Source organism: Xylanimonas oleitrophica, from assembly GCF_003244315.1.
Lineage (GTDB): Bacteria > Actinomycetota > Actinomycetes > Actinomycetales > Cellulomonadaceae > Xylanimonas_A > Xylanimonas_A oleitrophica.
On sequence record NZ_QKWH01000001.1, the window covers coordinates 538,612 to 551,463 of the forward strand.

The window sequence follows — 12,852 nt, forward strand, 5'->3', positions numbered from 1 at the left end:
CGGGTCGTCAGCCCGTGACGTCGACGCTCTGGACGCTCGGCCTGGGGCCGCTCGTGTAGATCGCCTCGATCACGTCGGCGAAGTCTTGGAGCACCAGGGCGCGCTTGACCTTCAGCGACGGTGTCAGGTAGCCGTTCGCCTCGGTGAAGTCGTCCTCCAGCACGTGGATCTTGCGGATCGACTCGGCGCGGGACACGGCCTCGTTCGCACGAGAGACGGCCCGCTCCAGGTGCGCCAGCACGTCGGGGTGCGTGCGCGCCTCCTGGAGGGGCATGGCCGGCAGGCCACGGGTCGAGAGCCAGCCGGGAAGCATCTCGGCGTCCAGCGTGACCAGGGCGGCGATGAACGGCTTCTGGTCGCCGACCACCACCACCTGGGACACGATCGGGTGCGAGCGCAGGCGGTCCTCGAGCACGGCCGGTGCGACGTTCTTGCCGCCGGCGGTCACGATGATCTCCTTCTTGCGGCCCGTGATGCGCAGCCGGCCCTGGGCGTCGAGCGAGCCGATGTCGCCGGTGCGGAACCAGCCGTCCTGGATCGCCTCGGCCGTCAGCTCGGGCTGGTTGTGGTAGGCGCGGAACAGGTGGGGCCCGGCCAGGAGGATCTCGCCGTCGTCGTCGATGCGGATGCTCGTGCCCGGGAACGCGGGGCCGACGGTGCCGATCGCCACGGAGCGGGGCAGGTTCACGGCGGTGGGCGCCGTGGTCTCGGTGAGGCCGTAGCCCTCGAGCACGGTGACGCCGACGCCGCGGAAGAAGTGGCCCAGGCGCTCGCCCAGCGGCGCGCCGCCGGAGACGGCGTGCTCCACCCGCCCGCCCATGGCCTCGCGCAGCTTGCCCAGCACGAGCCGGTCGGCCAGGGAGTGCTGCACGCGCAGGCCCACGGGCACCGTGCCGGCGTCCTGGGCGCGGGAGGTGGAGATGGCGGTACGGGCCGCCCAGTGGAAGATGCGGCGCTTGAGCGCGGAGGTGGCGGCCTTCTGCTCGGCCGAGTTGTAGACCTTCTCGAACACGCGCGGCACGGCGAGCAGGAAGGTCGGCTTGAACGAACCCAGGTCCGGCACGAGGTTCTTGACGTCCGGGGTGTGGCCCAGCACCGCGCTCGACGTGATGACGGCGACCTGGATCAGGCGGGCGAACACGTGGGCGAGCGGCAGGAACAGCAGCGTGCGGGCGCCGTCGCGCTCCAGGAGCTCGGGCAGCACCTCGCGGGCGTTGAGCGCCAGGTGCGCGAAGTTCCCGTGGGTCAGCTCGGTCCCCTTGGGGCGGCCGGTGGAACCAGAGGTGTAGATGATCGTGGCCAGGTCGTCGCGACGCACCTGGGCGCGGCGCTCGGCCACCTTCTCGGCAGGGACCGCAGCACCGGCCTCCCGCAGCGCGTCGAGAGCGCCGGTGTCGATGACGGCGACGTCCTCGAGGGCCGGCAGCCGGTCACGGACCGAGGCCACGGCGTCGGCGTGCGCCGGCGTCTCCACCACGGCGAGGCGCACCTCGGCGTCCGACAGGATCCAGTGCACCTGCTCGGGGGACGACGTCTCGTAGACGGGGACGGGCACGGCGCCCGCAGCCCACACGGCATAGTCGAGCAAGGTCCACTCGTAGCGCGTGCGGGACATGATCGCCACGCGGTCCCCGGCCGCGATGCCGCGGGCGAGCAGGCCGCGTGCGACGGAGAGCACGTCCGCGTCGAACTCGGCAGCCGTCACCGGCAGCCACGGGCCGTCGGGCGTCTCCCGGCGCTCCAGGAGCGGTGCCTCACCGGCGCGTGCGACGCGGTCGGCCAGCAGCGTGCTGATGCTGGTGCTCTCGGGCACATCCACCAGAGCGGGCGTCGTGGCGGTGTTCATGCGGGGCTCGTCTCCTGCCGTCTGCGCCCGGGCAGGGGCGCCCGGACCGGGGGTGACCTTACACGGCCGCGCGAGAGGGCCGGACGGCGTCGGGCCGCCCAGGGGCGCGAACGTAGGATCGGGGCATGGCGAACCCCGAGATGCCGGCCGAGATCCTCGGGCTGCGGCGCAGCATCGACAACATCGACGCGGCGCTGGTGCACCTGCTGGCCGAACGGTTCAAGCTCACACGGCGCGTGGGGGAGCTGAAGGCGCAGGGCGGGCTGCCGCCCGCCGACCCCTCGCGGGAGGACCAGCAGATCGCACGGCTGACGGGGATCGCCACGGAGTCGGGGCTGGACCCGGCGTTCGCGGAGGCCTTCCGTGCGTTCATCGTGGCCGAGGTGATCCGCCACCACGAGCTGATCGCCGCGGAGTACGAGGCGGGCCGCCGCGAGGGCGACCTGCCGCCGCTCGACACGTTCTCTTGAAGCGGGTAGGCAGCCCCGCACCTCTCGTCCCGCAGGGACACGTCCCGCCGTCGTGGGCCCAGGACGGTCGACGAGCGCCGCGCGCGGTGGCGTGGCCCTCCGGCCCGTCGCAGGCTGGAGGGACCGCCGAGAACAGCGAGGTGTGACTACAGCTATGAAGATCGACTGGATCAAGCCGCTCATCGGCCACCCGGGCCCCTTCGCCACCGTCTACCTGGACTCGACCCGGTCGGCCGACGCCGCCGACAAGGACGTGGTGACCCGGTGGAACGGCGTGCGCCGGGCGCTCGCCGACCAGGGCGCACCCGACGGGGTTCTCGCCGCCGTCGAGGACGCCGCCCTGCGTCGCACGCGCAAGCCGGGCGCGCACGGGCGGGTGATCATCGCCGACGAGAGCGGCGTGCTGGTGGACAAGGCGCTGCGGACGCCCCCGGCGGTGCCGGCCGGCGTCTGGAGCACGACGCCGGCGCTGCTCCAGGCGGCTCTCGCCGCGGACGAGGAGGTCGACGCCCTCAAGGTGGAGGTCGACCGCACCGGCGCCGACCTGCGCCTGGTGGGTCAGCGGGCGTGGGACGAGGCGCGCACCTTCGAGTCGCCGCACGACGAGATCACGCAGAGCGACCGGCGCAGCAACTCCCACGGCAACAACGCGGACCGGGGCGGCAGCGCCACGATCGAGGCGCGAGCGCTCGACTCGTGGGAGCGCAACGCCGAGGCGGTGGCCCGGGAGATCGAGAAGGTCGTGGCCGACGAGCGGCCGGAGATCGTGCTGATCACCGGTGACGTCCGGACCGTCAACCTCGTCAAGGACGAGCTGAACCGACCGGTCGCGGAGATCACCGTCGAGGTGCCGGGCGGTGGGCGCAACGCGGGGGTGCGTGAGGACACCTTCGTCGAGAACGTGGAGGACGCGCTCGACTCCTACCGCGAGCGGCGCCGCGAGAAGGCGCTCTCCGCGCTCCGTCAGGGGCTGGGCCGCGAGCAGGGCGCCGTCACGAGCCTGGACGACGTCGTGGCCGTGCTCGCCCGTGGTCAGGTCGAGGAGCTGGTGCTCAGCGAGGACGTCGCCTACGACGCCCAGCTGCGTGTCGAGGACGAGGGCGCGGGCGGGCCGCTCAACGGGCGCTGCCTGTGGATCGGCCCTGACCCGCTCTCGATCGCGACGTCGAAGGACACGCTGGTGGACGCGGGCGTGACGGACGGGATCGAGGAGCTGCCCGCCGCGGTGGCCCTGATCCGTGCCGCGTTCGGGCAGGACGCCGGGCTGACGTTCGCGCCCGAGGGCTCCGTCGAGCTGATCGACGGCGTCGGTGCGACGCTGAGGTGGGACGACGAGGGCACGCCGCGCGAGGTTGCGGCCACCATGAGCGGGGACGACGAGCGCCTGCAGTGACGCGCGGCTGACGGCCGCAGCCGTGCAGGCACGGCTCCGGGACGACGAGGCGCCCCGTCCGCAGGGACGGGGCGCCTCGTCGGTCTCTGGCAGGTCTCGGGGTCAGGCCTTGGGGGCCTTCGCCGGCGGCTCGCCCAGCTCGCTGCTCACGACGACGATGCCGCCCTGGACATCGGCGTCGCCCTGGCCCTCGGCCGCGGCCACGAGCTCGAGCGGACCCTCGACCCGGCCGGCACCACGCACGTCGACCAGGGCCGACTCGACCCCGGTGAGCGCAGCGGACGGCACGGCGAGCGTCGCCGAGAGGATCGGCGTGCGCATCGAGACCTTCGCCTCGGACTTGATCTTGCGCAGCGCGGCCAGGGCGTTGCCGGCAGCGGAGAGCTGAGCAGGGTCGGCGTCACCCGCGGCGGCGCGCAGGCCCTCCGACGTCGGCCACGGCGCGCGGTGCACCGAGCCGTTGCGCCACCACGACCAGACCTCCTCGGTCGCGAACGGCAGGAACGGCGCCAGCAGGCGCAGCATCGTGTCGAGCGCCAGGGCCAGGGCGGTGCGGGCGGAGGCCGTCTCCGCCGAGACCTCGTCGGCGGACAGGCCCGCGCCGTAGGCGCGGTCCTTGACCAGCTCGAGGTAGTCGTCGCAGAACGTCCAGAAGAACGTCTCCGTGGTCTCCAGGGCCCGCGTGTGGTCGTAGGACTCGAACGCGTCGGTGGCGGCGTCCACCACGGACGCGAGCCCGGCGAGCATGGCCCGGTCGAGCTCGACGGTCACGAGCGACGGGTCGAGCACGATCTCGCCGGTGCCCGACTCGGGGTCCACGCCGAACGACAGGGCGAACTTGGAGGCGTTGAGGACCTTGATCGCCAGGCGGCGACCGATCTTCATCTGGCCCTCCTCGAACGCCGCGTCGGTGCCCAGGCGCGCCGAGGCCGCCCAGTACCGCACCGCGTCCGAGCCGTGCGTCTCCAGCAGGCCCATGGGAGTGACCACGTTGCCCTTGGACTTGGACATCTTCTTGCGGTCCGGGTCGAGGATCCAGCCGCTGATGGCGGCGTTGGCCCAGGGGAGGGTGTCCAGCTCGAGGTGCGAGCGCACCACCGAGGAGAAGAGCCAGGTGCGGATGATGTCCTGGCCCTGGGGGCGCAGGTCCATCGGGTAGACACGCTCGAACAGGTCCTGGTCGCGGTCCCAGCCGCTGACGATCAGCGGGGAGAGCGACGAGGTCGCCCAGGTGTCCATGACGTCGGCGTCGCCGACGAACCCGCCCGGCACGCCGCGCTGGTCCTCGGTGTAGCCGGCGGGCGCCTGCGACGTCGGGTCGACGGGGAGCTGGTCCACGGACGGCACGATCGGGTGGTCGTGGTCGACCTCGCCCGACTCCAGCACCGGGTACCACAGGGGGATGGCGACGCCGAAGAAGCGCTGGCGGCTGATGAGCCAGTCGCCGTTGAGGCCGCCCACCCAGTTCTCGTAGCGCACGCGCATGAAGTCGGGGTGGAACTCGAGCTCCTTGCCGCGCTGCAGGAGCTGCTCGCGCAGCTCGGTGTCGCGGCCGCCGTTGCGGATGTACCACTGGCGGCTGGTGACGATCTCGAGGGGCTTGTCGCCCTTCTCGTAGAAGTTCGTCATGCGCTGGGTCGGCTTGGGCTCGCCGTCCAGGTCACCCGACTCGCGCAGGGCGTCGACGACGGCGGTGCGGGCGCTGAACGTCGTCTTGCCCGCCAGCGCCTCGGCGTACAGCGTCGCGCCGGGGCCGCCGGCGATCCACTCGGGCGTCTCACGGGACAGGCGCCCGTCGCGCTGGATGACCGAGCGGGTCGGGAGCTGCAGCTCGCGCCACCACTGCACGTCGGTGAGGTCGCCGAAGGTGCAGCACATGGCGATGCCGGCGCCCTTGTCCATCGCGGCGGCCGGGTGGGCCAGCACGGGCACCTCCACGCCGAACAGCGGGGAGGTGACGGTGGTGCCGAACAGCGGCTGGTAGCGCTCGTCGTCGGGGTGCGCGATCAGGGCGACCACGGCGGGGATGAGCTCGGGGCGGGTGGTCTCGATGTAGACCTTCTCGCCGTCGGGCCGGTGGAACGCGACGCGGTGGAACGAGCCGGGGTACTCGCGGGCCTCGAGCTCGGCCTGGGCCACGGCCGTCTGGAACGTGACGTCCCACAGGCCGGGGGCCTCGGCCTGGTAGGCCTCCCCGCGCTCCAGGTTCTTCAGGAACGCCTTCTGCGCGGTGGCGCGCGAGGTCTCGTCGATCGTCTGGTACGTCTGCGACCAGTCCACCGACAGGCCGAGGCGGCGCCACAGGGCCTCGAACTGCTTCTCGTCCTGGGCGGTGAGCCGCTCGCACAGCTCGATGAAGTTGCGGCGGCTGACGGGCACCTGGTCGGCCGGCTTCACGGCCTTGCCCTCGGTGCCCTCGTGCGGCGGCGTGAAGTCGGGGTCGTAGGGCAGCGAGAGGTCCACGCGCACGCCGTAGTAGTTCTGCACGCGGCGCTCGGTGGGCAGGCCGTTGTCGTCCCAGCCCATCGGGTAGAAGACCTCACGGCCGCGCATGCGCTGGAAGCGCGCGACGACGTCGGTGTGGGTGTAGCTGAAGACGTGGCCCACGTGGAGCGAGCCCGAGACGGTGGGCGGCGGCGTGTCGATGGAGAAGACCTGCTCGCGCGTCTTGCTGCGGTCGAACGCGAAGGTGCCCTCGGAGGTCCAGCGCTCGTCCAGCTTGGGCTCCAGGCCCTCGAGCGAGACCTTGTCCGGTACCTCCCGGACCACCGCGCGGACGACGTCGCCGGATACCGCGTCGGTGGCGGGCTGCGGGGTCGTGGCGGGGGAGGGGGTCGGGAAGTCGCTCATGGTCGCTCATTGTCCCAGATCCGCGACGGCGGATCGCACCTTCGCGCTGGTGTCAGAGGCCGCGCACGCCATGGTGTGCGCTACCTCTGGCACGGGTCACATGTCGCGGTAGCGCTTCGCCCCCGCGATCAGCTCCGCCATCTGCTCGGCCGTGACCTGCCGGCCGTCGCTGCGCGGCGGCCAGTAGGCCAGCTCGTCCGGGTCGTAGGGCCGCACGTAGGCAGGTGTGTCCCGCTGGAACCGCCAGCCCTCGGCGAGCGGCCCGACGTCGTAGGCGCCCCAGCCCACCCGGTCGAGGAACGCGATCACGAGCTGCTTGGCCCGTGCCGCCTCCGGCGTCGGGTCGTCGCCCGCGACGGGCAGCACGGACCGCTCGGTGCTCCCCGTCGGCCGGGCCAGGGTCCACATGTGGTGGAAGTTGATGTTGTTGAACGCCTTGATCACGTGCGCCCCGGGAAGCGCCCGGGCGAGGAGCTCCGACGTCGTCGTCTCCTCGGAGTCCAGCTCGGGGATGCGCCCGTCGCGGTCCGGGTAGTAGTTGCAGGTGTCGAGCACGGGCTTGCCCGCCAGCTCGGCGGCGGGCAGCGAGCCGAACGCGGTGAGCGGCACCGAGACGACGACGAGGTCCGCCCGTGCGGCAGCCTCGGCCGCCGTCGCCGCGCTCGCGCCAGGCCCGAGATCCTCGACCAGGCCCTGCAACGTCTCCGGGCCGCGGCTGTTGGCCAGCACCACCTCGTCCCCGGCGCCGAGCGCCAGGCGTGCGATGGTGCTGCCGACGTGACCGCTGCCGATGATGCCGGTGATCGCCATGCCTCCAACTGTGCGCCCCGACGGGCTCGTGCGCCACGGTGGGTGCCGAGCGACTCGTGCGGAATTACTGGTCATGGAGCAGATCTCTGACTAATGTCAGAGATTGTGACCACGGATTCCTATGACGTCGGTGTGCTGCGACGGTTCAACCGCTCCTACACCCAGCGCATCGGCGTGCTCGACGACTCGTTCCTGGGCACCGGCATGCCGCTGGGCACCGCCCGGCTGCTCTTCGAGATCGGTACCCAGCCCGGCACCACGCGTGCCCTGCGTGCCCGGCTCGGCCTGGACTCCGGATACCTCTCCCGGCTCCTGCGCCGGCTCGAGCGCGAGGGACTCGTCGCCGTCGTGCCCGATCCGGCGGACCGCCGCCGGAGGCTCGTGGACCTCACGGACCCCGGGCGGGCCGCATGGGAGGAGCTCGACCGCCGCTCCGAGCGCACCGCACGGACGCTCCTCGACCCCCTCACCTCCCGCCAGCGGGAGCGGCTCGCCGCGGCGCTCGCAGAGGCGGACCTCCTGGTGCGTGCGGCGACCGTCGAGCTCGGGGTCGTCGACCCGCGCGACCCGGCGGCACGTGCCGCCGTCGGCGCCTACTTCGCCGAGCTCGCCCGTCGGTTCCGCGAGGACAACGTCGTCGACGTCGGCGCGGCCGTGGCTGCCGACGCCCGCAAGCTCGCGGCGCCGCACGGCGCGTTCGTCGTCGCGGTGTCCGACGGCGAGGCCGTGGCGTGCGGGGGAGTGCACCGGATCGCCGACGGTGTGGCCGAGATCAAGCGCATGTGGGTGCACGGTGGCTGGCGCGGTGCCGGCCTGGGATCACGCCTGCTGCGCCACCTGGAAGGCCTGGCCGCCGAGCGCGGGCTCGGCGTCGTGCGGCTCGACACGAACGAGGAGCTCGTCGAGGCGATCGCGATGTACGAGCGGGCCGGCTACCGCCGCATCGACCGGTACAACGACAACCCGAACGCGACGCACTTCTACGAGAAGGTGCTCTGACTCCTCGCTGTGTCAGAACCAGCGGAGGGTTGCGCGTGCGCTGCCTCTGGCGCGGGGTCCCAGCGCAGGAGGTCGCCCGGCTGGCAGTCGAGCGCGACGCACAGCGCCTCCAGCGTGGTGAACCGGACGGCCTTGGCCCGCCCGTTCTTGAGCACCGCCAGGTTCGCCGGCGTGATCCCCACGCGCTCGGCGAGCTCGCCCACCGACATCTTGCGGCGGGCGAGCATGACGTCGATGTCGACAACGATCGGCATCAGACGACCCCGTCGAGCTCGGCGTGCAGCGCGGTGGTCTCGGCGTCGAGCGCCACGGCCCGCTGGAGCAGCAGGCGTAGCACGTACACCAGCAGGGCGACGCCTGCGCCCACCGCCGTCGCGAAACCGAGCATGAGCATGACGCCCGGCTGGCCGGCACCGGCGGCGACCAGGCCCACGTTCAGCCCCGCCGCGACCACGGCGGCCACGATGCCGCTGGCGATGACGACGTCGACCCACCGGAACGCCGCCGGGGAGAACACGGTGTCGTCTCGGACCATCGTCAGCAGCCGCCAGAGGCACACGACGACCACCTGGGCGGGGACGAGCCCGAGCGCGGCGATCGTGAGGACCGGGTAGCGCAGGTGAGCGAGCTCGGGCGCCTGCGAGGCCATCCAGGCGGCCTGCTCAGGCAGCACGACGAGCTGGACCAGCAGCACACCGCCCATCGCCACCACGAGCAGCACCTTGAGGAAGTTGACCGCTACCGCACCCATCGCCGGCTCCCCGGATCGACACCTATCGAATAACGATAGAAACCTATCGCGAGACGGTCATGACAGGAAGCCCTCGCGTCGAGCCGGACCAGGCTGCCCTGTCACGGCACGCGGGCGAGCCAGGCGGGATCCGCGTACTTGCCGTCGGCCAGCTCCTGCGCCTCGGCTCGGGTCTCGTCGTCCAGCTTCACCGGGCGCAGCCCGTACGAAGCCGTGAACTCCGCGACCATCGCCGCGATCACATCCTCCCGCGGCAGCCCGGTCTGGGACCGCAGCGGGTCCACCCGCTTGACCGCGCTCTTGATGCCCTTGTCCGAGAGCTTCTCCCGCCCGATACGCAGCACGTCCAGCATCTTCTGGGCGTCGATGTCGTAGCTCATCGTGACGTGGTGCAGCACCCCGCCGGCGGCCAGGCGCTTCTGGGCCGCCCCGCCGATCTTGCCCTGCGGCGAGGCGATGTCGTTGAGCGGCTGGTAGGTGGCGTCCACGCCCACGGTGCGCAGCGCCCGCAGCACCCACTGGTCGAGGAACGCGTAGGAGTCGGCGAACGACATCCCCGCCACGAGTGTGTCCGGCACGTAGAGGGAGTACGTGATCGCGTTGCCCGGCTCCACGAACATCGCTCCGCCGCCCGTGATGCGCCGAACCACCTCCAGGCCGAACCGGTCGGCCGCCTCGACGTCCACCTCGTTGCGCAGCGACTGGAACGAGCCGATGATCACGGACCCCGCCGCCCAGTCCCAGAACCGCAGGGTGGGGCGGCGGCGGCCCTCGGCCACCTGCCGGGCCAGCACCTCGTCGAGCGCCATCTGCATGCGCGGGCCCTGGTAGCCGGCGTCGAGCAGCTCGAACGTGTGGTCCTCCCACGTGGAGGCGCGGCCCAGGGCCCGCATCGTGGCGAGCACCAGGTCGCGGGGCGAGAAGCCGATGAGCGCGGTTCCCGCGGCGGCTCGTTCGACCGCCTGGACGAGCGCGTCGAAGGGGGCGTCGACGGCGGCGCCCTCCAGCGCCGCCGTCAGCCGGGCGAGCGCGTCGTCCTCGCCCCACGGGTCCTGCCCGTGCTGAGGGCTCCCGTCACGCTGCGGGTCAGGCTCCAGGAAGAAGTCACCCGAGACGACGACGTCGCGCAGGCGCGGCGTGCCGCTCTCGGGGGCCGCCCCGCCGTCGTCCACCACCGCCTCGACGACGACCAGCTTGCCACCGGGCACCTTGCGCTCACCATGCACACGTCTCACCGGAGCACTGTGCACCACGGGGGCGCCCCGGCACAGCCCGCGGGGGTGTGTCCAGCGGCACGCCCCGGGCAGGGCCGCCGGGGGCGTCTCGCCGGGCCGCCCACGGTCGCCCTGCCGTACTGTGACCGCGTGACCCTACGAGAGCGCCACAACGTCAAGCTGTCCGGCCTGCCGGACGGCACCCCCATGGTCTTCGCGCACGGGTTCGGGTGCGACCAGTCGATGTGGCGCCTGGTGGCCCCCGCCTTCGAGGCGGACCACCACGTCGTGCTCTTCGACCACGCCGGCGCCGGCGGTGCGCACCCCGACGCCTATGACGCGGAGCGTCACGCGACCCTCGACGGGTACGCCGACGACGTGGTGGACCTGCTGGACGAGCTCGCCCTCGGCCCGGTCGTCTTCGCCGGGCACTCGGTGAGCGCGACCATCGGCATCCTCGCCGCTGCCCGCCGCCCCGACCTGTTCGAGCGGCTGGTGCTCGTGGGCCCCAGCCCCCGCTACATCGACGACGACGGCTACCGCGGCGGGTTCTCCGCCGAGGAGATCGACGAGCTGCTGGCCACGATGGAGACGAACTACCTGGGGTGGTCGGCCGTCATGGCGCCGGCCATCATGGGCAACCCGGACCGGCCCGAGCTCGGCAGCGAGCTGACCGAGCTGTTCTGCCGCACCGACCCCAAGGTGGCCCACCGGTTCGCCCGCGCCACGTTCCTCTCCGACAACCGCGCCGACCTCGCCGCCGTGCGCACACCGAGCCTGGTGGTCCAGTGCCGGGAGGACGTCATCGCGCCCGTCGAGGTGGGCCGGTACGTGCACGAGAACCTGGCGGGCTCGGAGTTCGCCCTCATCGACGCCGTCGGCCACTGCCCCAACCTGAGCGCCCCCGACGAGCTCGTCGGTGCCATGCGGGAGTACCTCACCGTATGACACCCGCCGGCCGTGCCCGATCGTGGGACAACAGTCCCGTGGCGCTCCTGCGCCTGGACGGCGACGGCCGCATCCTCGACGCGAACGACACCTTCCTCGCCTGGGCGGGCGGTGACGGCCCGGGGGAGCGGCCCGACGTCCGCGGCCGACGTCTGAGCGATCTGCTCACCGTGGGCGGGCGCATCTACTGGGAGACCCACCTGGCACCGTTCCTCACCCTCCAGGGACGGGTCGACGAGGTGGCGGTCGAGCTGCGCACGCCCGCCGGGCCGCTCCCGGTGCTGCTGTCCCTGGTGGCACGCCGTGACGAGCGGCAGGCCGTCGTCGACGTCGCCCTCTTCGCCGCCCGCGAGCGGGTGCGGTTCGACAGGGAGCTCGTGGCCGCCCGCACGGCGGCGGAGGAGGCGGCCGAGCGCCTGCACTGGGTGCACGACGCGCTGACGGTGCTGTCCCGGGCGGCGACCGTGCCGCAGGTCGAGCAGGCCCTGACCGACAGCGTGGCGCGTCACCCCGCGATCGCCGCAGCGGCGCTGCACGCCGTCGGGGCGGGGCACGGCGGGCCGGGGCAAGGTAGGGCGGGGCACGGCGGGGAGGCGCTCGCGACCGGGGACGACGCGATCCAGGGCGGTACGGCGGGCGGTGCCGTCGTCGTCCCGGTGGCAGGCACCGGCGAGACGTACGCGCACCTGGAGGTCACGCTGCACGGCCGCCCAGGAGACCCCCCGCTCGACCACGAGGCCCTGCGCACGATCGCCCAGCAGGGCGGCGTGGCCCTGGAGCGGGCGCTGCTGCACGAGCAGAGCGTCTCCGTCGCTCACGAGCTGCAACGTGCGATGCTCACGCAGGACCTGCCCAGCGACGGGCAGGTGGAGGTGCTGGCCGAGTACCGCCCCGCCGTCAGCGGGCTCGAGGTGGGCGGCGACTGGTACGACGCGTTCCCCGTCGACGACACCACCCTGGCCGTGGCCGTGGGGGACGTCGTCGGCCACGGGCTGCACGCCGCGACCGCGATGGGGCAGCTGCGCACCGCGACCCGGGCGCTCGCGGCCCCGGGCCTGGGGCCGGCCGGAACGCTCGGTCTCGTCGACCAGTTCGTGGCCCGGCGGAAGGTGGGCTACGCCTCCACCCTCGTCTACGCGGAGCTGGACACCGTCGTCGGGACGCTGCGGTACGCCTGCGCGGGCCATCTGCCACCCCTCCTGGTCCGCGTGGACGGGACGGTCGAGTACCTGTGGGGCGGCCGGTCCTCGCCGCTGGGAGTGCCCGCAGGCGGGGGGCTGCGGGCCGAGGGCGAGGTGCGGCTCGCGCCGGGGGACGTGGTGCTCTTCTACACCGACGGCGTGGTGGAGCGGCGCGACCGCCGGCTGCGTGACGGCCTCGACCAGCTCGCGCGGGTGGCGGCCCGCCGCGACCCTGTCGACGAGGGGGACGTGCTGGGGCAGTTCTTCGACCTGGAGGCGAACCAGCGCGACGACGCCTGCGTGCTCCACGTCGCGTGGCGCGGCACCGGAGCCGTGCCGGCCGTCGAGGTGCCGGCGGACGTGGGGGCCGTGGCGGGACTAGGCTCCTGA

Annotated in this window: 11 protein-coding genes; 5 read left to right on the forward strand and 6 right to left on the reverse strand. The window is 72.9% G+C overall.

Annotated elements, in window-relative coordinates; translation table 11 throughout:
- Positions 1-7: 7 nt before the first annotated feature.
- Complete coding sequence (locus DNL40_RS02725) at positions 8-1,846, reverse strand: AMP-dependent synthetase/ligase (protein WP_111249667.1); 1,839 nt, start codon at positions 1,844-1,846, stop codon at positions 8-10.
- A gap of 125 nt (positions 1,847-1,971) precedes the next feature.
- Between DNL40_RS02725 and DNL40_RS02730 the strand changes: the two genes are divergently transcribed.
- Complete coding sequence (locus DNL40_RS02730; protein ID WP_111249668.1) at positions 1,972-2,316, forward strand: chorismate mutase; 345 nt, start codon at positions 1,972-1,974, stop codon at positions 2,314-2,316.
- A 154-nt stretch (positions 2,317-2,470) separates the two neighbouring features.
- Positions 2,471-3,709, forward strand: a complete 1,239-nt coding sequence (locus DNL40_RS02735) for a baeRF2 domain-containing protein (RefSeq protein ID WP_111249669.1) — start codon at positions 2,471-2,473, stop codon at positions 3,707-3,709.
- 102 nt (positions 3,710-3,811) lie between these two features.
- On the opposite strand, the gene valS is transcribed toward DNL40_RS02735, so the two are convergent.
- Both valS and DNL40_RS02745 read right to left on the reverse strand, forming a co-directional pair.
- Positions 3,812-6,559 carry a valine--tRNA ligase gene (gene valS, locus DNL40_RS02740; RefSeq protein ID WP_111249670.1) on the reverse strand — a complete coding sequence of 916 codons (2,748 nt, stop codon included), beginning with the start codon at positions 6,557-6,559 and terminating at the stop codon, positions 3,812-3,814.
- 96 nt (positions 6,560-6,655) lie between these two features.
- Positions 6,656-7,444 carry an NADPH-dependent F420 reductase gene (locus DNL40_RS02745; protein ID WP_111249671.1) on the reverse strand — a complete coding sequence of 263 codons (789 nt, stop codon included), beginning with the start codon at positions 7,442-7,444 and terminating at the stop codon, positions 6,656-6,658.
- Between the two features lie 30 nt (positions 7,445-7,474).
- Between DNL40_RS02745 and DNL40_RS02750 the strand changes: the two genes are divergently transcribed.
- Entirely contained in the window at positions 7,475-8,368 is an 894-nt protein-coding gene (locus tag DNL40_RS02750; protein ID WP_218925976.1) for a bifunctional helix-turn-helix transcriptional regulator/GNAT family N-acetyltransferase, read from the forward strand.
- Here DNL40_RS02750 and DNL40_RS02755 read toward each other — a convergent pair.
- The 3 genes from DNL40_RS02755 to DNL40_RS02765 all read right to left on the reverse strand — a co-directional run bounded on the left by DNL40_RS02755 (position 8,350) and on the right by DNL40_RS02765 (position 10,345).
- Entirely contained in the window at positions 8,350-8,622 is a 273-nt protein-coding gene (locus DNL40_RS02755; RefSeq protein ID WP_111249673.1) for a helix-turn-helix domain-containing protein, read from the reverse strand. The genes DNL40_RS02750 and DNL40_RS02755 overlap by 19 nt on opposite strands.
- Entirely contained in the window at positions 8,622-9,119 is a 498-nt protein-coding gene (locus tag DNL40_RS02760; protein WP_111249674.1) for a DUF2975 domain-containing protein, read from the reverse strand. The genes DNL40_RS02755 and DNL40_RS02760 overlap by 1 nt, the downstream gene beginning before the upstream one ends.
- 101 nt (positions 9,120-9,220) lie before the next feature.
- Positions 9,221-10,345: a lipoate--protein ligase family protein gene (locus DNL40_RS02765; protein WP_111249675.1), complete on the reverse strand. Its 1,125-nt coding sequence runs from the start codon at positions 10,343-10,345 to the stop codon at positions 9,221-9,223.
- 195 nt (positions 10,346-10,540) lie between these two features.
- On the opposite strand from DNL40_RS02765, the gene DNL40_RS02770 reads away from it, so the two are divergent.
- Positions 10,541-11,281: an alpha/beta fold hydrolase gene (locus tag DNL40_RS02770; protein WP_179950921.1), complete on the forward strand. Its 741-nt coding sequence runs from the start codon at positions 10,541-10,543 to the stop codon at positions 11,279-11,281.
- 38 nt (positions 11,282-11,319) lie between these two features.
- Positions 11,320-12,852, forward strand: a complete 1,533-nt coding sequence (locus DNL40_RS16880) for a SpoIIE family protein phosphatase (protein WP_111249677.1) — start codon at positions 11,320-11,322, stop codon at positions 12,850-12,852.

Excerpts from the sequence above, each read along its gene's own strand:
- DNL40_RS02725 (WP_111249667.1), bottom strand. The coding sequence starts at position 1,846 with ATGAACACCGCCACGACGCCCGCTCTGGTGGATGTGCCCGAGAGCACC.
- DNL40_RS02730 (WP_111249668.1), top strand. The coding sequence starts at position 1,972 with ATGGCGAACCCCGAGATGCCGGCCGAGATCCTCGGGCTGCGGCGCAGC.
- DNL40_RS02735 (WP_111249669.1), top strand. The coding sequence starts at position 2,471 with ATGAAGATCGACTGGATCAAGCCGCTCATCGGCCACCCGGGCCCCTTC.
- valS (WP_111249670.1), bottom strand. The coding sequence starts at position 6,559 with ATGAGCGACTTCCCGACCCCCTCCCCCGCCACGACCCCGCAGCCCGCC.
- DNL40_RS02745 (WP_111249671.1), bottom strand. The coding sequence starts at position 7,444 with ATGACCAGTAATTCCGCACGAGTCGCTCGGCACCCACCGTGGCGCACG.
- DNL40_RS02755 (WP_111249673.1), bottom strand. The coding sequence starts at position 8,622 with ATGCCGATCGTTGTCGACATCGACGTCATGCTCGCCCGCCGCAAGATG.
- DNL40_RS02760 (WP_111249674.1), bottom strand. The coding sequence starts at position 9,119 with ATGGGTGCGGTAGCGGTCAACTTCCTCAAGGTGCTGCTCGTGGTGGCG.
- DNL40_RS02770 (WP_179950921.1), top strand. The coding sequence starts at position 10,541 with ATGGTCTTCGCGCACGGGTTCGGGTGCGACCAGTCGATGTGGCGCCTG.